Source organism: 'Camptotheca acuminata' phytoplasma (assembly GCF_041276565.1).
Classification (GTDB): domain Bacteria; phylum Bacillota_I; class Bacilli_A; order Acholeplasmatales; family Acholeplasmataceae; genus Phytoplasma.
The window spans coordinates 1-22,624 of record NZ_JBGGGR010000034.1; the positions used below are offsets into that span (position 1 = coordinate 1).

The window sequence follows — 22,624 nt, forward strand, 5'->3', positions numbered from 1 at the left end:
GTTCCTGGAGGTCCTTCTAATAAAACTCCCTTCGGAATAACAGCTCCCATTTTTTGATATTTGTGTGGATTGTTTAAGAAATCAATTAATTCTTTCATCTCTTCTTTTTCTTCTTTGTTTCCGGCGACATCTTTGAAAGCGAGAGGACGATCCGTTTGAAAAGGTAAATGATTTTTTATTTTAGATTTATTTTTTCTTTGTTCTAAAATATTATTTAAAAGATAAAACATCCATAATAAAGGAGTAAGAACACTAAACACTCCGAAAATATTGGTGAAAGGGGATGTCCAAAAATTAGAATGATAAAGGACTAAATGTTTGATTGGTTGTTGATTTTCAAAAATACTTTTTTGTCCAGGAACTTCTATACTACGACCATTTAATTCTTTTACGAAATCCGTATATATTACATAATCCATATAAGCATAACTAACTATCTTATTTTTTTTATAAATTTCTATTTTATATAATTGTTTATCTGGTCAAAAAAAACTAATTCCTAAATTAAAGATTTCAATTTTTTCGATATTTTCATAATTAACTTCCTTAATTTTATCTATTAACATAAAAGGGGTATATTTTTCTTTTTGATGATTATTAAAAAATTGGATATTAATTTCTCGAACCAGTAAAAATAATGGTCCTGATATAGCTAATATTATTAAAAAAGAATTTAATTTTAAATTTCTTGATAAAGTTTAATTTATTCATAAAGGCTCCATATTTTTTTCGTTCTCAAATGTTTTCGATAATAAAACAAAATGATTAATAAGGAACTGATTATAAGGACAGAACCTATAATCCACCATAAATGAGTTTTCTGAGATAAATTAGGTTTTAAAGGTAACATTTCTTTACTATTTAAAGTGGCTAAAACATTTTGAAAACTGTCTTCAAAATTTTGAGTTCTTAAATCTGTATTATTTTCTCTCAACGCCATCAAAGCCGTTTCAGAAATTATTTTTTTTAAATGAGATTGACTAAATTTCTGATTATAACATCTTTGACTTAACTCATCTAAAAAACGATTATTATTTTTTACATCTGGAGATAATTCTCGATTTTTTAAAAAAAATTGCAAAAATTCTTTTGTTTCGGATAAATTAGGGATATCGATTTTTATATGTTTATCAAGACGACCAGGTCTTAATAAAGCTTTATCTAAAGATTCTGGTAAATTAGTAGCACCAAAGATAAAAATTGGCTTCTCTAGAGGTTGTTCTTTAGAAACAAAACCATCTAATTGTGTTAATAATTCGTCTAAAGTTTTATCATAAGATTTACTGCCGCCGCTTTGATCAGGAGACTTAGATCGATGACTAGCTACCGCGTCAATTTCATCAATAAATATAATACAAGGAGCCATTTTACGAGCATTTTGAAATAATTCTTGAACAGCTTTCACTCCAGTACCAACATATTTATCTGATTGAAAAGAAGAACCGCTCATATATAAAAATTTTAATCCGGATGTTTTAGTAAATTCTTTTACTATAAAAGTTTTACCAGTTCCTGGAGGTCCATATAATAAATAACCTTTTGATATATCAACTCCCATTTCTTTATATTTTTTAGGATTTTTCACATAATCTAATATAGTTTTGAGTTCTTCTTTGAATTTAGAGGCCCCAACAACATTTGGTAAAAATTCTTCTTCTACAACAACTATATTTGAAAAATGATTAAAATAAATATGGATCTCATTATTAATAATTTTCTCTAAATTATTTATTAATTGATTAGATATTTCCGACCAATTAAATAAGGGTTCTAATTCATTATCAAAAACATTTATCATATTATCTTGATTAAGATCATTTAATTTATTTTTGATATTATTAATGTTTGTATCTAATGATTTTTTTGAATCGATTATTTCATTATATTGAAATACATTATTAAAAACAGTGTCTTCTAAATTTGGTTTTAATTCTTCTGTTGTATTCCATTTAGATTTTAAATCTTGTTTAAAATCAGAACTTAAATCATTAAATTTGTTTTGATAATTAATTTTAATCTGTTCTTTTTGATTATCCATTTTGTCTATAAGTTCATTATATTTATTAGTTTTATTTTGATGAAAATTATTTATTTTATCTTTTAAAAAAATTAAATTATTTGTTAAAAAAGTTATAATATCTTGTTTTAAATTGATATATTGGTTATTTATTTTCAATTTATTTTGAATTAATTCTGGTTTAATTTCATTCATTCTTTGTTGAAAATTATAAATATCTCTATTCAATTTCAGAAGTTGTAAATCTAATTTTAATATATTATTCAAAATTTTTATTAAATTTTCACAAGATGATTTATTTTCTGAATATAATAAATTTTCTAGTGTTTGTGTATTTTGTTGATTATCAGAACCTGTAAATAATTCTTTAGAAGGATTCTTCATATGGTGCAACTAAATCATTTTGATTATTTGACAACGTTTCATTTGACAATGTTTCAAAATACCGAGTGCGTTCATTATCAACTGTTCCATCGTTATTAAAATATTCTGTTTTGATTTGAATACCATCCTCATTATATACATGTTCATAGGTGAGTTCATTCGCCCAATCAATCTCATTTTCAGCTTTATACATTATTTGTTTTATTTGTTCACCTTTGTCATTATATTGAGCATCATAAGTTTCTAGATTCACCCAATCAATTTTCTTGTTGGGTTTTAAAGCTCTTCTTTTTAAAAATTTTCCATTTCCATTATAATCTTGCGACTGTTCAAAATACCGAGTGCGTTCATTATCAACTGTTCCATCATTATTAAAATATTCTTTTTTGATTAAAATGCCATCCTCATTATATTCTTTAGTCCATGTTTTGTCACTTTCCCAATCTGGTGAATTTTCAGCTTTATACATTATTTGTTTTATTTGTTCACCTTTTTCATTATATTGGGCATCAAAAGTTCTTGCGTTCACATAATCAATTTCATATCCAGCTTTCAAAGCTCTGTTTTCAACAACTCTTCCATTATCATCATATTTTTTTAACGATGTTTCATCACTTTCCCAATCTGGTGAATTTTCAGCTTTATATATTATTTGTTTTATTTGTTGATCTTTGTCATCATATTCAGCATCAAAAGTTTTTATATTCCATGTCCAATCAATTTTTTCACCATCTATTTCAAAAGCTCTTGATTTAGTAATATTTCCTCTTTTATCACATTCCTCTTCTAAAATTTTAATAAAATTTCCCATATTATTTTTTAATGTAATTTTTTAGTAATTTTATTATCATGCTGAGAACGTTCATATTCAAATTTGTTATCATCTGTATTACTTTCCTCTTTTGTTTTATAAGCACTCACAGGAAGTAAAAAAAATATAATACCGCTTCCAATAATTAAAATTAATAAAATTAACCTAAAGTAAATAAAAAATTTACAACTCATTTTATATATAATTTCCTTTTTTTATAAATTTTATTTATATAAAAAAATATACAAAAAAAAAAAAAAACAAGTTATATGTTTTTTTATTATTATTTTCTTTTTTTCTTTTTAAAAAAAATATTTTTTTATGTTTAAAATTTATTTTTTTGTATTAGAATAAAAATAATTAATAGTTTCGTTCATGTTTTATGAATTAAAAATTGTTTCTTTAAGAGTACCAAAAAGATGGTTCCAAACCCCTGTACTTAACTTTCTTAATTTCCTTGTGAAGACGAGATTATTCAAATTATTCCAAATTAGTTTTTAACTCCTCTGATTACTAAAAGTCTCTTTTTTCTTGCATCCTCGGTCTTATTATTATTCTGTGTTTTAACCTTCTTAAATGTGATGTTTAGGAATCTTAAATTTCCGACATAAATACACCTGATAGTTTTAGGTTCGTTTTTGTGAGTTCTAGTGGTGAACTTCTTCCTTTCTCCATATGTTAGTTCATTATATGTTTTAGGGATATAACTACTTCCACGATAGTTTGAAGTTGCTAATTTAATAGCTACTAGTGATAATTTATAGAAAACAAAACCATTTTTCTATAACACCTTCGATCTCCGAGTCTCATTAACTTTCTCAGTAGGTTCTTCTATTACAATATTTACGTTATTAGAGCATTTTAGCTTTATCCATGACTATTTTTCATATTGCGGAATCTTCTTAGGTAGTTAATTCCCCTCGACCCTCTTTTATGAGCTGCTGTTATTTCTTATTCTTTTGTTTAAGAAACCGCCCATATGATTTAATGGAATTATAACATCCATTGCAATTGGTTAGATTACTGTATTTATGCGTTTATTTACGCCCTAAACATAAAACATAAAATTTTACAAAATTATTTTATAGATATTATATCTTTTGAATTAATAAATAACATTCCCTATTTTGCAACTTAATTAGTAAGTTTTTTTGTTTCGAAAAAACGTAATTTACAAAAATTTTCTATTTCTTCATTTAAATATAATATTTTTCGACTAAGATTTAAATTACTCTTTATATTGCTTTTCCAAAAATATAATATAAAAGAATATTCGTTAATCAATCGAACTAAAGATAAAGGATTTAATTTCGCTAAAATATTTTTTTGTGAATATGATTCGTTACTATTCATGTTATCAAAACTAACAAAATCTAAATCAATATTTATATGTGTATTTTTGCATCAATTCGGAAATAACATCTTGTTTTGAATAATATTTTATCAATAATATTTCGGATACCTTCAGAAGAAATAATCGAAGTATCATAAGCGACTAAATTTGAAAAAGTTTGATTAGAAGCATGTCCAATAGCTGTAATTATAGGTTTTTGTGAATTTCTAATACTATTTGTTATTAATGTATGATTGAATATTGCAATAATATCTTCTTCTCCTCCGCCGCGTGCAATAATTATAATTTATCTACTTCTTTTGAATAGATTTTAATTTAAAAATTTGTAAATTAATTAATTATCAGATAGCAAAATTATTTTTAAATTTAATTTTGGTTATAAAAAATAACTTTATTCATTCTTAATTTTTTTATTTTTTATTTATATTAATAAATTATTAATAAATACACAAGTAATATATTTTTTGATTCAATTCTTATATTTTATAACATAAACCAAAATAATATTAAAATTTAAAATTTTTTCAGATTAAATATATATTTAAATAATTTTTTTGTATTTTTTATTTATTTAAATCTAATTTTTAAAAAATCATATTTATATTTATAGTTAACTATTATATTTTTTATTATAAATTTACCAAATATTATATTTTAACTTTAATTAAACTAAATTTTTATTATTTTAAATAAATTTAAAAGAATTTTGATATAAAAATAAGAAAAAATAAAAGAATAAAGATTAAAATTTTATATTTTATTTCTATTATTTTCTTATTTTTATTAATTTTTTTTATTTTTTAAATTGTTTTTAAAAAAGACATTATAAAATATTTAAGTTTTGATAAAATAAAAAAAATACAAAAAAAATTATAAAACAAATATTAATTTAATATACGTAAAATAGGGTTTTTTTAAATTAATTTAGCTTCCTATAATGTATATTATGTAAACCTATTTTTATTTTTGTAAAAAATACAAAAATTAATTAAAAAATATCTTTGAATTTTAGTTTTAAAAATTAAATTTTTGGAGCATTTTAATTATTTTTTATAAATAATAAAAAAAAATTATTATTTGTAAAGTTAAATTATTTTTATCGTCTTTTATAAAGAAAAAAATGAGTTCATAATAATAACTATAAATAACTATAAATAACTATAAATTTTAAAAATTAACGAAAATTTTTAATTATTATTTTTACAAATAATAATAAAATATAATTATTTATAAAGTTAAATTATTTTTTTGGTTTTTAATTTGTTTAAGTTCGAATATAAAACAAACAAACTATTTTTAAATAATTTGTTAAAACTGTTTTTTACTACTATTTATTGAAGAAAGATCTTATTAGTAACTAATTTAAAAAATATAAAAGTTATTAAAAAATATTTACGTTTATTTTATTTGACGCGAAAAATTTATAATTTTTTCGATTTTACAACATATAATTTTTTTTGTTTATAATTTTTACTGTAAATATACTTATTTAAGTCGACAATAAAAAAATTATTTAAAAAGGAAAATAAATATGGTTAACGAAGCGAATACAACTCATTTAGTACGAAATAAATTAAGAGAAATGAGTTATTATGATGATAATTCTAACATTATTATAGAAGAACAAAAATCAAATTCTCCTAAAATTAATAAATTACTTCAACACGCTTTTAAACAAGGAAAAGGTGTTGGAAAACCTGATTTTATTATTCGTCATCAAGATAAACAAGATTATATAATTATAATAGAATGTAAATCATCACCTTTATATCATGAATCTAAAGAACGAAACAAATACCAAAATTATGCTGTAGATATAAACTTAAACTCTTAATTTTTAATCTCTTATTTTTCAATTTTTAAATGTCGGAAAGGAACATTATGAAAAAAATTTCAAAAAAAATTTTAAAATATCTTTTATTAATTATTTCAATTCCTATTTTTTTATTTATCATAATTTTTGGATTCTTTTATTTAAAAGAAGTTAGATTTAAATCTAAGGATAGAACTCCACATTCAACCATTTCTACAATCAAACCAATTAACGAAGATTTAAAACCAAAAAATAATTCAAAAAAAGATAACGGTGAAAAAAATAAAATAGAAGATAAAAAGATAACACCAATTAAAAAAGATACACCTAATTTAAACAAATAATCACGAAAGAAAGGGGAAGATTATGAAAAATCAACCAATTCCAAATAAAAATGGAAAAAAATTTTTAATTTTAACCTTATTATTCGGTGGAGCTTTTTATTTAATTTACGCAAATAGTTTTGATATTGACGAATTAAAGAAAGATATTAAACAACAATAAGTTCAGTTTTCAACTCAAAAAAATCAAATTATTGACGAATTAAAAAAAATGGAAACGAATCAAGAAAATTTCAATGAAGAATTTCAAAAAGAAATTAGAGCTTTAAAAGAAGTAAAAGATAACCAAGAATTGAAAGATTTAAGAGAACTGGATTCTTTAAAAAATAAACTAACAAAACAGCTAGATGAAGAAGAAGCTAACAAATCTCCCGAAGCAATTCACGACGAATATGACTCAATGTTTAAAATCGCAGATTCTAAAAAATTCCCATCTTTCAAACAACTAGTCGTTTTACATAAAGAAAAAGTAATCTTACAAGAAATAATCAACTATGTTAAAAATAAGAAGAAATATGAAGGTATTGGTAAAGTCGAAGCACCAGAAGGAATCTTATTCTACGGACTTCCGGGAACTGGAAAAACAATCTTAGCAAGAAGCTTCGCCAAAGAAACGAATTTACCAATGTTCGAACTTCAAAGTTCAATGTTTTCAAGAAGTTTACGCGGAGAAGCTGAGCTGTTCCGTTTTAAATACTCAATATTTTGCTAAAATTACGATCTCTTTCCCTTCTCTTCCTGAACAAGAAAAAATCGCTCATTTTTTAACTTTATTAGATGAAAAAATAGAATCTGAAACAGTTATATTAAATAATTACGAACAACAAAAAAAATATTTTTTACAAAATATGTTAATTTGAATTTATATATTGCTTACAGTAAACTATTCCAATGGTTTATATCAAAATTGAATTTTTAATAAATAAAATAAAAAAAATCAAATTATTTATTATTTTCGACTAATAAATAATTTGATTTTTTCTTTTTTTATATTTTTTTCTTTTTTTAAAATCGAAGATAAAAAAAGACAATTTCGTTCACATCATGAAATAAATAATAAATTATTCCAAATATAAACTCAAAATAACGAAAATTCAACATTAATTGATAATATTAAAAGTTTTCATCAACAATTTGTTTCCCTAACTCAGTTAAAACAAAATTATTTTTCTTATTTTTTTCAACATAACCATTTTCTATAATTTTATTACAAATTTTTTGAGAATATTTAGTTGGCCACTTTAAATCCTTGGCTATTTCTTCAATAAAATAAATTGGTTTTTCTAGTAAATCAAATTTTTGTTTTTTCGAATAATTGACAATAATTTTAACTAAAATTCCGTTCACAGGATTGAAATATAAAACTAATAAAAATATCACTAAAATAACAATAGCGATCATACCAGAAATCGGAGCATCAAAAATAATAGCTAAATAATAACCACAACTAGAACTGATAAAAGAAAACCATAAAGACAATAAAAAACCATGAAATAAATTTTTTGTTAACAATAAAGCGGTAGTTGCTGGTCCGATAAAACAAGCAATCGTCATCACAGAACCTACTACATCAAAAGAAACAACAGCCGTAATCGAAACTAAACTCATTAATAAATAATTAATCAGAGTAATTGAAAAGCCTAAAATAGTGGCTAACGCTGGATCGAAAATAAATATTTTTAATTCTTTATAAAAAACTAAAACAAATAAAATATTTATTATTAAAATCGGTAATATTCTCTTTAATTTATCAAAAGTAACTAACTCAATGTTACCAGTAAAAACTGCGTCATTATCAATATGTACATCTCTAGTAAATGTACTAATCAAAATAATCGCAATAGCAAAAAAAGTAGTAAAAACTATACCAATAGCAGAATCTTTATTAATTTGTTTATGTTTTTGAAGAAATTGAATACAATAAAAAGTCAATAAACCAATTAAAACTGCTCCTATCATCAATAAAGGATCATCTAATTTTTTGACAACTAAAAAACCTAAAACAATACCTAATAACACGCTATGACTAATAGCGTCTATTACCATAGATAATTTTTTCAAAATCAAAAAAATACCTAAAGCAGATAAACATAACGAAGTCAATACAACTACGAAAAAAACATCTAATTCAAAACCTTGAGAAATTTTTTCTATAAAGTTCATATTAACATACCATCAATTAGTTTTTCTACTAATTCTTTACCTTTTTGAGTAATTTGGGGTTTTTTATTTTCTAAAATAATATATTTTTCTGATAATAAAAACATATCGAATTCATAAGATTCGGAAGTATCTTTATTGTGATACAAATGTATTAGTTGTTTATATTTTTTAATTTGATTTTTGTATTTTTTGATTTGTATATTTTTTTTAACAAAACCATGTTTTGAACCGAAAAACAAGGAAAAAAGACAAAAAATCGATGCGATAACAATAATGATTGGTCCTGTAGGTAAATTATGTAATTGTAATTTTTCACTAGCTAAATTATTAACAATAATTCCGATAAAAGTAGATAAAAAAATTACAATAGAAGCGATTAAAACATTCTTGGATAATTTATCACTCCATTGACGTGCGATCACACCAGGAATAATTAAAAAGGCACTAGTTAAAATAATTCCTGTAATTTTTAAACTTACTACAATAACAAAAATTAAAAGAGTATTTAAAATAAAAGTTAACCATTTAGTATTAAAACCCATACTTTTAGTAAATTCTGGATCGAAAATAAAAATTTTCAATTCTTTCCACAATAAAAAAATAATCAAAATTGTAATTATAGCAACAAATAAAACTGTAATAACGTCAATACGTTTCATTAAAGCTATTTGTCCTAAAATAAATTTATCTAAAACAGCGATTTGATTATCTTCTATATGTCTTTGAGCTACAGAAATCATAACATTCCCTAATCCGAAAAAAGAAGCTAAAATTAAAGATAAAATCGTATCTATTTTGATTTTAGAATATTTTTTAATCATGTCGACTAAAAATAAAGCAATAAAAGAAGATATTAAAGAACCGAACCATAAAATAACAAAAAAACGTAAATCAATATTTTTGATTTTGAGCCATTCGTTTTGTTCTAAAAGATGTAAAATAACATATAATAAAGTAATTCCTGGTAAGACTGTATGAGAAGCCATATCTCCTACTAAAGATTGTTTTTTTAAAATAATGAAAACTCCTAAAATACCAGCAGCTATACCTAAAAAAGAAGCTCCCATTAAAACTTGCATATTAGTATGATCAAATAAATTCAAAATATCTTGAACCCCTTTCGATTTGTCTTTTGTTAAATATATTATTTATCTAAATTGATATTTTTTAGTGATTTATCAAGGTAAGTTTTTTGAATATTTTCCTTGTTGAAAACTTCTTTCACTGAACCACTAGCTATTTTTTTAATATTTAATAAAATCACTTGATCAAAATAATCTGATACAGTTTCTAAATCATGATGAACTACTAAAATAGTTTTATTTTGTTTTTGTAAATCTTTTAAAATTTCAATAATTTTTTTTTCAGTTTGGATATCGATTCCTTGAAAAGGTTCATCCATTAAATAAATTTCTCCCTCTTGAGCGAGTGCACGTGCTAAAAAAATTCTTTGTTGTTGTCCACCTGATAATTCAGATATCTGACGATTTTTAAAATCGATCATTCCAACTTTGTCTAAAGATTCTAAAGCTATTTTTTTATCTTCTAAAGTTGGTCTACGGAACCATCCTAATTTACCATAACGGCCCATTAAAACGACATCTAAAACAGTGGTAGGAAAATCCCAATCAACTGAATTTCTTTGAGGAACATAAGCGATTTTTTTTCTCATTTGATCGTAAGTTTGGTCGTAAAATAAAACTTCCCCTGAAACTTTTTTAATTAATTGAAGCATAGTTTTAATTAAAGTAGATTTTCCAGCTCCATTAGGTCCAATGATAGCACATAACGAACCTTGTTCAATATCTAAATCGATATCCCATAAAACAGGTTTTAAATTATAAGAAACAGTTAATTCTCTAATAGTAATTTTTTTAATCATTTTTTAAAGCTCCTTTGTTGGTTATAGCGTAATTTGATTTTTCAAAATGTATTCGAAAAATATTTATCAAATAATTGAAATGTGAAAAATTTTTATTTTTTATAAAAAAAGTTATATTAATTTTTTAATTTTTCTGTAATTAAGTTAATATTATGTAAAACAGCTCCAATATAAGTGGATTCTTTATATTTTCCTGAATATTTATTTAGATCGTTAGATTTTTTTGTGAAATCAATAATATATTCGCTCTCGTCTTCTTCTTTACCTAAAGAATCAGAATATAATTCGCCATCATTATTTTTAATAACTTTAATTTCATAACCTAAACTTTGAGATTGAGATTGTAAAGCGTCTAAAGCATCTTTAGGCATCGAAGTTTCAGTAAACATAGCTTTTATGTTTTTCTCTTGTAATATTTTAGCTATACGTTTGATATTAGCTGTTCCAGCTTCTGTTTGAGTAGAAATACCTTGAATAGATTCTATATCGAAACCATATTTTTGAGCGAAATAAGCAAAAGCGTCATGAACTGTAACCAATGTTGGTTTAACTTTTAGAGTGTTTTTAAGATCATTTGATTTATATTCAATATATTCATTTAATTCAACTAACTTTTTAGAATAAATATTATAATTTTTTTGTATTGTTTTTTTGTTTTCTTCTTTTTGTGGTTCACCTTCGGAAGGCAATTTTTCATGTAAATGTTCACTAAAATATTTAGCTACTTTTTTCCATAATTCCACATCGAACCAAAAATGAGGGTCTTCAGCGCCTTCATCATTTTTGCGCACAACTTTATCATGAATTAATATGTATTCTGCTTTTAAAAAGTTTTTTTTTGATAATTTTTCCAAAGATTCTGGCATTTTAGCTTCTAAATGTAATCCGCTAAAAATGACTAAATCTGCTTCTTTGATTTTTTTACGATCAGACAATACAATACGATAATTATGAGGGTCTACACCTACTCCCATTAAAGATTCAAATTGTATATCTCCAATTTTTTGATATTCTCCAGAAGAAGGTTCGTCTTTATCGACGTCCCCTAATAAATGCTTAACTAAATCTTTTAACATAGTAGTAGTCGTAACTATTTTAATTTTTGCATTATTCTTTTTTATTTCTTTATCGTTATTAATAATAACTAAAATAGGTATAATAGAGACTAAAAAAGTAATAATTATAATGAAAAACCAAAAAAATAATTTCAAATAAGGTTTATTTTTTGTCCATTTTGACATAAATTTTTACACAACTCACCCATGAATTAGATTCTTTAAATAAAAAAGTAAAAATAGAATTTAAATTTAATAAGTTTTTATTTATTATAACACAAAATTATTTTTTGAATAAATTGAAATACAAATTATCCAAAAAATAAATAATATTAAATTTCGATGAAGGATTAATAAAAAAAGTTATAATTTAAAATGTACAACAAAAATCTTTAATTAGATAGGAAACTTAAAAAATATAGACAAAATAATTAAATTATTAATTGCGATTGTTTCAATTATAATTTTTTTGAAACTTTTGAAAATAACAGTTAAAGTAATAATAGCGATTGTTATTGTTGGGATTTTTATTTTAGGTGGAGTTCAATTAATAAAAAAAACAAATGATGTAATTCCGATAGAAGAAACAAAAGAAACACCAAAAAATAATAATTTGCCAAATTTAAAAAATAAATCCGCCTCGAAAAAAGATAAAAATATAAATTTATCTAAAAATCAATTTTACAAAAATAAAAGAAAAAAAATAATAAAAGATATTAGAAATTCAAATTTATAAATAAAAAAAATAAATAAATTGAAACATACATAAATTTCAAGAAAAAAACAAAAAAAAGAGAAAGTGTTTTCCTCTTCCTCTTTTTTTTATGGAAATATATATAAAAATTTAAAATTTATTAAAAATAAAAATTTTAAGATTTTATTCAAAATATTAATTCAAAATATACATTAAAATACTGCCTGCTGCGTTTACATTCAAGCTTTCGACAAGATCAGTCTGAATACAAAGAAAATAATCAGATTTGTTTTGAACTAAAGGAGAAATACCAGTGCCTTCGTTCCCTAATACTAAAATTTTCTTTCTTTGTTTTGCTAATGCAGAAGCTTCATTTAATTCTATATTTTTTTCATGTGATAAAGCACTAAAAATTAAATAATCGTTTTTTTTAGCAGTAGTCAAAAATTCTTCTATATTTCCTCTTTTTAAAAATAAAGAAAATAAAGCTCCTTGACTACTTTGAATAGTTTTTTCGTTATAAAAATCTGCTGATTTCAAACTACTAAAAACATGTTTAAAACCAAAAGCGCAAGCACTTCTTAATAAAGCTCCCATGTTACTAGGATCTTGAACATCATCTAAAACTAAAATTTTATCACTTTTTAAAGGTTCTGAAACTTTTTTACAAAGTGCACATCTGTTATAAATAATTTTATTAGAATTTAATTCTTTCATCAAATTCGGAGATATCAAAGTACCTTCTTTATCGGAGGAAATAGTATACAATTCTAGGACAACTCCTTTTTTAAGAGCTTCCTCAATTAAATGCTCGCCAAAAATTAAAAATTCTTGATAAAAATCACGATATTTTTTCAAAGAGAGTTTTTTTAATTTTTTAAAATGAAAATTATTTTTAGAAAAGAACAATTTATTTTGTTTCCTTAATTTTTTTATAAATATTATTATTTAGCAGTCAATCCATTAATAAATAAAACAATAGTTGTGAAAACAAAAATTGAAAAAATATATTTAATTAGCAATTTTTTCTTAAATCTATTCTTTTTATTTTTTGCTCTATAAAAATCAATACCAAAAGAAAGCAATATAGTAGTTCCGTCGATATACAAAAAAAAACTTGATAAGGAGAATTTATATTTATCAGAAAAATATCGAAAAAGAACATCCGTACCTCCTGTATTTAAACCGTTTTTTAATATATTACCAGAACTAATACCTACAATTAATCCTGTCAGCAATGAAGACAAAAATAATCTATAAAAAAATTTCTTTTTAATACATTTAGGGAAGCGTTCAATAAATAATTTTTTTTCAACTTTGAAAAAATTTAATATTTTCAAAAACAAAGATAAAAAAACAGTAAATATTATCGCAGAAAAAAAAGTCTTTCCGTCCATTAATTGAAATAACCACATAAAAAAAGCGAATAATATAATTATGATTCTTGCAACAACAATACTATTATCTTGACTAAAAAAATAATTTTGTTTTTTAGCTTTTTTGTCATAAAAAAAAACTTTATCTAAAAAGAGTAAATTTCCCTCTAACCCTCCTAAAACAAATTTTTCATTTAAAATAAAAAAATAAATACCATTAACTAATAGAAAAATATAAAAAACACTTTGTAAATGTTTTATAATTGGCGATTCTGAAAAAAATGGTAACAAACCAAAAGCTAATACAAAATAAAAAACAAAAGATATAAATGACCAAAAAATAACTTTATTTTTAATATTTTTTTGCATATAATAACCTCTCCTTTCTTTTATATTTTCTTAAAAAAAGTTTCGGAACCAAACATTCATAACATAACAATAAGCATTTTTGTATTATATTTCATAATAAAACAATCAGAAACTTGAATAATTTATATAAAAAAATAATTTTTCAAATAAATAATATAAAAAAGTATTCAATCTTTAAAAAAAGATTTCATAAAAATAAAATCTAATAAATTATTATCCTATTATATCATAAAAAACCATTTTTACAAAAGAATTTAAAAATCATCTTTGAATAATACTCATAAAAACAACAATTAAAGAATATAATAAATATAAATAATAATCCATTTTTAAAATGCAAAAAATGTAATTTCAAAAATAAAAAACCGTTTTTATTTTTTTATTTTCAATTATAAAAAAAAGAAAATATTTAATTATTGTCTTTTTTTATAATTGAAAATTTTTTAAAATAAATGAATTTATGTAAATTATTTTATTTTAATTTTTTAAAAATAATTTATAATTAATAAAGGTTAGACTTTTATTTGAAAAAATATTAAAAAATATTTTATTTTAGAAATGATTACATTTATGTTTTTATATTATTGTTTATTATAATTTATTAGTTAAAATATATTAGTTAAAAAAAGTTAATAGTTTAACAAAGAAATTATAATTTAATGAAAAAATAATAAAATTGATGAAATAAAAAGATTAATAATTTTTATAATTTATTTTTGTATTAATAAAAAAAATTAAAAATTTACAAAAATACTTTTTATAAGAAAAAACGAAAAAAGGAATTAATTTTGGTTGTGGAAATATTCGATATATATAATCCCTTAAATAAAAAAAAATTACAAATTTTAGATTTAGAAGGTCAAGTTATTAATTCAGAACTAGAACCTAAAATATCCAACGATAAATTATTAAAAATGTATAAAACAATGGTTTTAGCTCGTGTCGCTGATATCAAAGCGGTTCAATTTCAACGTCAAGGTAGAATGCTTTCTTATGTTGTCAACGAAGGTCATGAAGGCGGACAAATAGGTATCGCTTCTGCTTTAGAAGAAAAAGATTGGATTTCACCTTATTTCCGTGATATGGGTTTATATTTATATCGTGGTATTCCTTTAGAAAATGTTTATCTTTATTGGTACGGTAACGAAAAAGGTTCTAAATTAGACCCTAAAAAACGTATTTTGCCTGTCAATATTATAATAGGTTCAGGGATTAATATAGGTGCTGGTTTAGCTGTTTCAAGTAAACTTCAAAACAAAGATGAAGTGACTTTAGCTACTATTGGTGACGGTGGAACAGCTCACGAAGAATTTTATGCAGGTTTAAATTTTGCTTCTGTATACAAAGCTCCTTTTGTAGTAGCTATTCAAAATAATCAATATGCTATTTCAACTCCTAGAAAAACTGCTTCCAATTCTGAAACTTTAGCTCAAAAATGTTATGCTTTTGGGATTCCGGGTATTCAAGTAGATGGGAACGATGTTTTAGCTGTACATGTAGCTGTCAAAGAGTTTGTTGAAAGATCTCGTCAAAAAAAAGGTCCTGGTTTAATAGAAATTGTAACTTATCGTATGGGCCCTCATACAACTAATGACAATACTACTTTATATCGTTCGAAAGCAGAAGAAGAAGAATGGAGACAAAAAGATCCTATTGTTCGTTTTCAAAAATATTTATTAAACAAAAATATTTTGACTCAGGAAATAATATCTGAAATAGATAAAGACGCTGAAGAACATGTTGTTCAAACACATGAAAGAATTCTTACTTATGGTAATGAAGTAGAACCGATTGAAGTTTTTGAACATACTTACAACGAAATGACTCCTCAATTAAAAGAACAATATTCTGAATATGAATCTTTTTTTAAAAAATTCAAAGAAAGAAAACTAATTAAAAATGAATTCAAATAAAGTTTTAATGATGAATTTATTACAAACAATTAATCATACTTTAGATATTCAATTAGAAAAAAATCCTAAAATAGTTTTATTTGGTCAAGATATTGGTAAATTAGGAGGAGTTTTTAGAGTAACAGCTGGTCTACAAAAAAAATACGGAGAACACCGTGTTTTTGATACTCCTATCGCTGAATCTGCTATTGTTGGAAGTGCTATCGGAATGTCGATTAATGGTTTAATCCCAATAGCCGAAATTCAATTTGATGGTTTTGTTTATGTCGGACTCCAAGATTTAATTTCACATGCAGCCCGAATGAGAAATCGTTCTAGAAATAGTTTTTCTTGCCCTATGGTTCTTAAATTCCCAGTAGGTGGAGGAGTGAAAGCTTTAGAACACCATTCAGAATCTTTAGAAGTTATTTTAGGGTCTATTCCAGGTTTGAAAGTAGTTGTTCCTTCAAATCCTTATGACGCAAAAGGTCTTTTGATTGCTGCTATTAATAGTCCAGATCCTGTTATTTATATGGAACCTAAGATGTTATATCGTGGTAAAAAAGAAGAAGTTCCTGTAGAAGAATACGAAGTTGAAATAGGTAAAGCAAAAGTAGTCCAAGAAGGAAAAGACATTACTTTAGTGGCTTGGAGTTCAGCAGTGGAAATTGCGAAAACAGCTATTGACACTTTGAATAAACAAAATATTTCTGTAGAATTAATCGATTTAAGAACTATTAACCCAATAGATAAAGACACAATTTTAAATTCTGTTAAAAAAACAGGAAGATTAGTTGTTGTACACGAAGCAGCAAGAACTTATGGACCTGCTGGTGAAATTATCACTTTAGTAAATGAATACGCTTTTGATGATTTAAAAATGGCTTCCCAAAGAATTACAGGATTTGATATTATTATGCCATTAGCTAGAGGAGAATATCATCAAAATTTAAGTCCGGAAAAAATTGTTTTTGGAATTGACAAAATTTTCAATAAAAATATAAAATAAGTATAGGAAGTTAATATAATGTTTGAATTACGTTTTGCTGATATAGGCGAAGGAATTAATGAAGGTAAAATTATCCAATTTTTTTGTAAAGAAAATGATGATGTTAAAGAAGGGCAAGATTTATTAGAAATAGAAACTGATAAAGTTACTGTTCCGATATCTGCTCCTGCTACAGGAAAAATTAAAAAAATTTTTTTTGCAGAGGGTGACGAAATCAAAGTTGGAGATTTATTATTAACAATTGAATAATTTGCAAAATTTTAAAAATAGAAAGGTAAATTATATATATCATGGATATTAAAGAAAACAACAACAATTTAAATTCTGAAAATAAACCAAATAACAATATAGAAGTAATAAAAATTACAAAAATAAGAGAGATCATTGCACAAAAAATGGTCGTTTCTTCTACTGAAATACCTACTGCTACTTTAATGGATGAAATCGACGTTACGGATTTGATTTCTTTAAGAAAAGAAAAAAAAGAAGAATTAGATTCACAAGGAATCAAATTAACTTATATGTCTTTTATAGCAAAAGCAACAACTATTGCTTTAAAAGAAATCCCTTTATTTAATGCAAGTTTTGATGCTGCTAAAAAAGAAATAAATATCAAAAAATTTATTAATTTAGGAATCGCTGTAGATACTAATCGCGGTTTAATAGTTCCTAACATTAAAAACGCAGATCAATTAAATATTATCGAATTAGCAAAAGAAATTCAAAAAATAGCTCAAAACGCTAAAGAAGAAAAATTAACATTATCACAAATTCAAAACGGAACTTTTACAATAAGTAATTTCGGTTCTATTGGTGGTTTACAATGTACACCAATTATCAATATTCCTGAATTAGCTATTTTAGGTGTAGGAAAAATTGTAAAAAAACCAATAGTTAAAGATGATCAGATTGTTATCGGAAATGTTTTACATCTTTCTTTAAGTTACGATCATCGTATTATTGATGGCGCTGACGCTGCTAGATTTTTAAATAAAATCATCTCCTTATTAAATGATGTTTCTAAATTAGAAAAATATATTTCTTAAAATATATTGCTTAAATAGAAAAAAATAAAGAATAAATACTTATGTATAAAAAATATGATATTGCGATTATTGGTGGTGGACCTGGAGGATATGTTGCTGCCATTAAAGCTGCTCAATTAGGTGGTAAAGTTGCCTTAATAGAAAAACATAAATTAGGCGGAATATGTCTTAATTATGGTTGTATACCTACTAAATCTTATTTAAAAAGTGCTAAAGTTTTCGATATTCTTAAAAATTCTGAAGATTTCGGAATCACAAATCAAAAAGATAATTTTATGTTTAATTGGAAAGATGTGTTCCAACGTAAAGAAAAAATAGTTCAAAAATTAACAAACGGTATTCGTTTTTTATTAAACAAAAATAAAATCGATGTTTATAATTGTTTTGCTGAAGTGATAAATCCTAATTTGGTCGAAGTTGGAGATCAAAAAATAGAAACTAAAAAAATTATTATCGCAACAGGTTCTAGTGCTTTTATTCCACCTATTCCTGGCGCTCGTGAAGCTTTTGAAAATAAGTTTCTTTACACTAGTAAAGAATTAGTTCAATTAGAAGAGTTTCCTAAAAAAATAATTATTATCGGCGGTGGAATTATTGGAGTAGAATTTGCAAATATTTTTAATAAATTTGGAACTGAAGTTATTATTTTAGAAAAACAAAAAAATATTTTAAATAATATAGATTCTGATATTTATAATATGTATACTAAAAAATTGCAAAAAAATGGTGTTCAGATTAATACAGAAACAGAAGTAACTAAAATAGAAAATAACAAAGTTTATTATAAAAAAATAGACCAAATTTATGAAAATACTGCAGATGTTGTTTTAATGGCCGTTGGTACTAAACCTAATTTAAATGGATTACAAAATTTAAATTTAAAAACATATTCTCAAGGAATAGAAACTGATAATTTTTTAAGAACTTCTGTCGAAGGAATTTACGCTATAGGCGATGTTAACGGTAAATATATGTTAGCTCATGTCGCTAGTCATGAAGGAATAATAGCTGCATCGTACGCTTTAGGTATTAAAGAAAATCTTTTACCTATGGATTATAATTATATTCCTTCTTGTATTTATGGTTTTCCTGAAATCGCTTATATTGGTTCAACAGAACAACAAGTTAAAGAACAAAAAATAGATTATAAAGTTTCTATTTTTAATGTTCAAAATATCGGAAAAGCTTTAGCTGATAGCGAAACAGAAGGTTTTGCTAAATTGATTGTAGATAAAAATAATTTAAAAATTTTAGGAATGCATATAGTTTCTTCTAACGCTACAGAATTAATTACCGAAATTGGCGTTGTTATGCAATCCAACGGTACAGTTTATGATGTTATACATACGATTCATCCGCACCCTACATTATCAGAATTAATTTCAGAAACTTTTTTAGGTGCAGTCGATAAACCTATTCATGCATAATTATTTTTTTAAATATAAAATATAAAATTTGTCTATATTAAATAAAAATGCCTATTTTTAAAATGGTAGGTATTTTTATTTTTTTTATAAAAAAAATTCTTCATTATGAAAATATTATGATGATTTTTTTATAATAAAGAATTTTAAAAAAGAGAAGTGAAAAATATGTTAATTGATACCCATGCCCATCTGAATTTCCCAGAATTTGATAAAGATTTAGATGAAGTTATTCAAAAAGCTCACGAAAAAAGTGTTAAATATTTTATTGTTCCTGGTGTAGATCAAAAAACAAATGAAAAAAGCATTGAACTAGCTATTAAATATCCTTTTATGAAAGCTGCTGTTGGGATTCATCCTCTTTATTTTTTAAATGAAAATCCTTTAAGTATTGAACAATATTTAAAATTGCCTCAAGTAGTAGCAATTGGCGAAATTGGATTAGATTTATATCATGATAAAAATAATTTAGAAATTCAACAAAAAAATTTAGAAATTCAAATACAATTAGCTCTTAAATATAAATTACCTGTTATTTTACATGCTCGAGAAGCTTTTGAAGAAACTTATAAAATGTTATCGCCATACAAAGGCCAAATTGAAGGTGTTTTTCATTGTCTAACTAGTGATTTTCAAGAAGCACAAAAAGCTGTAGATTTAGGATTTTATGTTGGTCTCGGAGGTATCGTAACTTATGATAAAGCTTTAGAAGCACATAAAATAGCTAAACACATCCCATTAGATAGAATTTTGTTAGAAACTGATGCTCCTTTTTTGACTCCTGCTCCTTTGGCTAAAAATTTAAGAAATGAACCTCAATTTATTAAAAACGTAGTTGAAAAAATAGCTAGTATAAAAAATATAAGTTTGGAAGAATTATCAAAACAAACAACAAATAACGCTAAAAAATTATTTAATTTAAATTTTTGATATTTTTCAAATTATTGAATCAAATTAATATTTTGGTAAAAATGGAAAAATTATAAAAATGATATCAAATATACAAAAAAAAATTCAAGAACTAACAAATCAACTGGATCAAGCTAATTATGAATACTATCATTTAAATAAAACAACATTAAGTGATAATCAATATGATGCTTTATTAAAAGAATTAATTTTTTTGGAAAAACAATATCCTCATTATAAATTATCTTATAGTCCTACTTTTAAAATAGGTGGTTTTGTAAGTTCTAAATTTTCAAAAATGCCACATAGAATTCCTATGTTATCTTTAGATAATGTTTTCAATTTAAAAGAATTAAAAACATTTTGTGATCGTTTATTAAAAAAAAATGTGCCTTTTAATTTTATTACAGAATTAAAAATAGATGGTATAGCTATTAATTTAAAATACGAAAAAGGTATTTTAGTTCAAGCTTTAACTAGAGGAGATGGTTCAGTAGGCGAATTAGTAACCGAAAACATCAAAACTATTAAAGATATTCCTTTAAGATTAAAAGAAAATATAGATTTAGAAGTTAGAGGAGAAATTTTTTTTGATTATGCTGCTTTTCAAGCTCTAAATAAAGAAAAAGAAGAACAAAACGAGCCCTTATTTTCTAATCCTCGTAATGCTGCTTCAGGAACTTTAAGACAATTAAATTCTAGTATAGTCGCTAAAAGAAATTTATCTTCCTTTATTTATTCTATTATCGCACCTCCTGATTTTATACAAACACAAGAAGAAGTTTTGAACTTTTTAAAAAAAATAGGTTTTTCTGTGAATCCTTATCATTTCAACGTTACTTCTTTTGAAGAATTAAAAGAAAAAATTTCGGAATATGAAAAATTAAAAAATCAATTATCTTATGGTGTCGACGGAATCGTAATCAAAGTACAAACATTAAAATTATATCCTTCTATCGGAAATACTACTAAATTCCCCAAATGGGCTATCTCTTATAAATTTAGTTCTTTAAAGAGTGAAACTATTATTCAAAAAATTAATTTTCACATTGGCAGAACTGGAGTAATAACTCCTGTTGCTCATTTATTACCTGTTATAATCGATGGTAGTTTAATTTCTAAAGTAACCTTACATAATTATGATTATATTCAAAAAAAAGATATCCGTATTAATGATTTTGTTTTAGTTCATAAATCAGGTTCTATTATTCCTCAAATTTTGAATGTTGTCAAAGAAAAAAGAACCACTCAAATCCCTTTTCAAATGATTTCTCATTGTCCAGGTTGTCATCGTTTATTAGATAAAAAACCTAATGAAGTTGATTATTTTTGTTTAAATGAAAATTGTGAAGAAAAACAAATAAATAAAATAATTCATTTTGTTTCTAATGAAGCTATGAATATTCAATATTTAGGAAAAAAAACTTTAATAACTTTATTTCGAATGGGATTAATCAAAAATATTTCTGATTTATATTCTTTAAAAGATCAATATGATAAATTAAAAGAATTACCTAATTTTAAAGATAAAAAAATATCCAAAATATTAGATTCTATAGAAAAAAGTAAAACACAATCTTTAGATAAAATTTTATTTGGTTTAGGAATTAATAATGTAGGTATTAAAATCGCTAAATTATTAAAACTCCATTTTAGGAATATTCATAATTTAAAAAAAGTTTCTTTAAAAGAATTATTTGAAATTCACGAAATAGGAGATGAAATAGCTAACAATATTTATGATTTTTTTCAAAAAAAAGAAAATATCCAAGAAATTGATTTATTAAGTCAAAAAGGAATTTTTTTTGATATTCCAGAAAATAATTTTGTAACTAAAAATAATCTATTTCAAAATAAAAAAATAGTTTTAACAGGCGTTTTTAAAAATTATTCTAGAAAAGAACTTACTAACATTTTAGAAAAATACGGAGCTTTTGTTTTAAATAATGTTTCTTCTAAAATTGATTATTTAATTCATGGTTCTGATTATGGTTCTAAATTTGAAAAGGCTTCTTTATTAAAAATAAAGATAATGAACGAAAATGAATTATATCCTATTCTAGAATCATTAAAACGAATATAAAA

23 protein-coding genes and 1 pseudogene are annotated in these 22,624 nt (G+C 23.6%); 13 read left to right on the plus strand and 11 right to left on the minus strand.

What is annotated here, in order from left to right:
- The 5 genes and pseudogenes from AB6A63_RS02025 to AB6A63_RS02045 form a co-directional block, all read right to left on the minus strand.
- Positions 1–419 (minus strand): annotated as a pseudogene (locus tag AB6A63_RS02025) (hypothetical protein); the annotation flags it as partial.
- A 284-nt stretch (positions 420–703) separates the two neighbouring features.
- Complete coding sequence (locus tag AB6A63_RS02030; protein ID WP_370431024.1) at positions 704–2,401, minus strand: AAA family ATPase; 1,698 nt, start codon at positions 2,399–2,401, stop codon at positions 704–706.
- Positions 2,385–3,212, minus strand: a complete 828-nt coding sequence (locus AB6A63_RS02035) for a hypothetical protein (RefSeq protein WP_370431025.1) — start codon at positions 3,210–3,212, stop codon at positions 2,385–2,387. The genes AB6A63_RS02030 and AB6A63_RS02035 overlap by 17 nt, the downstream gene beginning before the upstream one ends.
- Before the next feature lie 8 nt (positions 3,213–3,220).
- Complete coding sequence (locus AB6A63_RS02040; protein ID WP_370431026.1) at positions 3,221–3,406, minus strand: hypothetical protein; 186 nt, start codon at positions 3,404–3,406, stop codon at positions 3,221–3,223.
- A 1,191-nt stretch (positions 3,407–4,597) separates the two neighbouring features.
- Positions 4,598–4,852: an exodeoxyribonuclease VII large subunit gene (locus tag AB6A63_RS02045; protein WP_370431059.1), complete on the minus strand. Its 255-nt coding sequence runs from the start codon at positions 4,850–4,852 to the stop codon at positions 4,598–4,600.
- Between the two features lie 1,245 nt (positions 4,853–6,097).
- Here AB6A63_RS02045 and AB6A63_RS02050 point away from each other — a divergent pair.
- Genes AB6A63_RS02050 through AB6A63_RS02070 form a run of 5 tightly spaced genes read left to right on the plus strand, consistent with a single transcriptional unit; the run spans position 6,098 to position 7,580 of the window.
- A complete protein-coding gene (locus AB6A63_RS02050) occupies positions 6,098–6,400 on the plus strand; it encodes a hypothetical protein (protein WP_370431027.1) in 303 nt (100 codons plus the stop codon).
- Between the two features lie 47 nt (positions 6,401–6,447).
- Positions 6,448–6,723: a hypothetical protein gene (locus AB6A63_RS02055; protein ID WP_370431028.1), complete on the plus strand. Its 276-nt coding sequence runs from the start codon at positions 6,448–6,450 to the stop codon at positions 6,721–6,723.
- Positions 6,724–6,745: 22 nt separating this feature from the next.
- On the plus strand, positions 6,746–6,883 hold the full coding sequence (locus AB6A63_RS02060) for a hypothetical protein (RefSeq protein WP_370431029.1): 138 nt from the start codon (positions 6,746–6,748) through the stop codon (positions 6,881–6,883).
- Between the two features lie 48 nt (positions 6,884–6,931).
- Entirely contained in the window at positions 6,932–7,432 is a 501-nt protein-coding gene (locus AB6A63_RS02065; RefSeq protein WP_370431030.1) for an AAA family ATPase, read from the plus strand.
- A gap of 7 nt (positions 7,433–7,439) precedes the next feature.
- Entirely contained in the window at positions 7,440–7,580 is a 141-nt protein-coding gene (locus tag AB6A63_RS02070) for a hypothetical protein (protein WP_370431060.1), read from the plus strand.
- Between the two features lie 253 nt (positions 7,581–7,833).
- Here AB6A63_RS02070 and AB6A63_RS02075 read toward each other — a convergent pair whose 3' ends face one another.
- The 4 genes from AB6A63_RS02075 to AB6A63_RS02090 all read right to left on the minus strand — a co-directional run bounded on the left by AB6A63_RS02075 (position 7,834) and on the right by AB6A63_RS02090 (position 12,006).
- Positions 7,834–8,883 carry a metal ABC transporter permease gene (locus AB6A63_RS02075; RefSeq protein WP_370431031.1) on the minus strand — a complete coding sequence of 350 codons (1,050 nt, stop codon included), beginning with the start codon at positions 8,881–8,883 and terminating at the stop codon, positions 7,834–7,836.
- Entirely contained in the window at positions 8,880–9,986 is a 1,107-nt protein-coding gene (locus AB6A63_RS02080; RefSeq protein ID WP_370431032.1) for a metal ABC transporter permease, read from the minus strand. The genes AB6A63_RS02075 and AB6A63_RS02080 overlap by 4 nt, the downstream gene beginning before the upstream one ends.
- 41 nt (positions 9,987–10,027) lie before the next feature.
- A complete protein-coding gene (locus tag AB6A63_RS02085) occupies positions 10,028–10,765 on the minus strand; it encodes a metal ABC transporter ATP-binding protein (RefSeq protein ID WP_370431033.1) in 738 nt (245 codons plus the stop codon).
- Positions 10,766–10,881: 116 nt separating this feature from the next.
- On the minus strand, positions 10,882–12,006 hold the full coding sequence (locus AB6A63_RS02090) for a metal ABC transporter solute-binding protein, Zn/Mn family (RefSeq protein ID WP_370431034.1): 1,125 nt from the start codon (positions 12,004–12,006) through the stop codon (positions 10,882–10,884).
- A gap of 292 nt (positions 12,007–12,298) precedes the next feature.
- On the opposite strand from AB6A63_RS02090, the gene AB6A63_RS02095 reads away from it, so the two are divergent.
- Positions 12,299–12,556 carry a hypothetical protein gene (locus AB6A63_RS02095; protein ID WP_370431035.1) on the plus strand — a complete coding sequence of 86 codons (258 nt, stop codon included), beginning with the start codon at positions 12,299–12,301 and terminating at the stop codon, positions 12,554–12,556.
- A 153-nt stretch (positions 12,557–12,709) separates the two neighbouring features.
- On the opposite strand, the gene AB6A63_RS02100 is transcribed toward AB6A63_RS02095, so the two are convergent.
- Positions 12,710–13,423 (minus strand): TrmH family RNA methyltransferase, encoded by a 714-nt coding sequence (locus tag AB6A63_RS02100; protein ID WP_370431036.1) that lies wholly within the window; start codon positions 13,421–13,423, stop codon positions 12,710–12,712.
- 35 nt (positions 13,424–13,458) lie between these two features.
- On the minus strand, positions 13,459–14,259 hold the full coding sequence (locus AB6A63_RS02105; protein ID WP_370431037.1) for a YitT family protein: 801 nt from the start codon (positions 14,257–14,259) through the stop codon (positions 13,459–13,461).
- Between the two features lie 794 nt (positions 14,260–15,053).
- Between AB6A63_RS02105 and pdhA the strand changes: the two genes are divergently transcribed.
- From pdhA to ligA, 7 genes are all read left to right on the plus strand, one after another.
- Positions 15,054–16,172: a pyruvate dehydrogenase (acetyl-transferring) E1 component subunit alpha gene (gene pdhA, locus AB6A63_RS02110; protein WP_370431038.1), complete on the plus strand. Its 1,119-nt coding sequence runs from the start codon at positions 15,054–15,056 to the stop codon at positions 16,170–16,172.
- A complete protein-coding gene (locus AB6A63_RS02115; RefSeq protein WP_370431039.1) occupies positions 16,159–17,160 on the plus strand; it encodes an alpha-ketoacid dehydrogenase subunit beta in 1,002 nt (333 codons plus the stop codon). The genes pdhA and AB6A63_RS02115 overlap by 14 nt, the downstream gene beginning before the upstream one ends.
- A gap of 18 nt (positions 17,161–17,178) precedes the next feature.
- Positions 17,179–17,409 carry a biotin/lipoyl-containing protein gene (locus tag AB6A63_RS02120; protein ID WP_370431040.1) on the plus strand — a complete coding sequence of 77 codons (231 nt, stop codon included), beginning with the start codon at positions 17,179–17,181 and terminating at the stop codon, positions 17,407–17,409.
- Positions 17,410–17,450: 41 nt separating this feature from the next.
- On the plus strand, positions 17,451–18,206 hold the full coding sequence (locus AB6A63_RS02125) for a dihydrolipoamide acetyltransferase family protein (protein ID WP_370431041.1): 756 nt from the start codon (positions 17,451–17,453) through the stop codon (positions 18,204–18,206).
- 41 nt (positions 18,207–18,247) lie between these two features.
- Positions 18,248–19,633, plus strand: coding sequence for a dihydrolipoyl dehydrogenase (gene lpdA, locus AB6A63_RS02130; RefSeq protein WP_370431042.1), 1,386 nt, complete (start codon positions 18,248–18,250; stop codon positions 19,631–19,633).
- Between the two features lie 165 nt (positions 19,634–19,798).
- Complete coding sequence (locus tag AB6A63_RS02135; protein WP_370431043.1) at positions 19,799–20,560, plus strand: TatD family hydrolase; 762 nt, start codon at positions 19,799–19,801, stop codon at positions 20,558–20,560.
- Between the two features lie 58 nt (positions 20,561–20,618).
- The gene (gene ligA, locus AB6A63_RS02140; RefSeq protein ID WP_370431044.1) at positions 20,619–22,622 is read left to right on the plus strand and encodes an NAD-dependent DNA ligase LigA; all 2,004 of its coding nucleotides are present in this window, start codon (positions 20,619–20,621) and stop codon (positions 22,620–22,622) included.
- Positions 22,623–22,624: the final 2 nt, after the last annotated feature.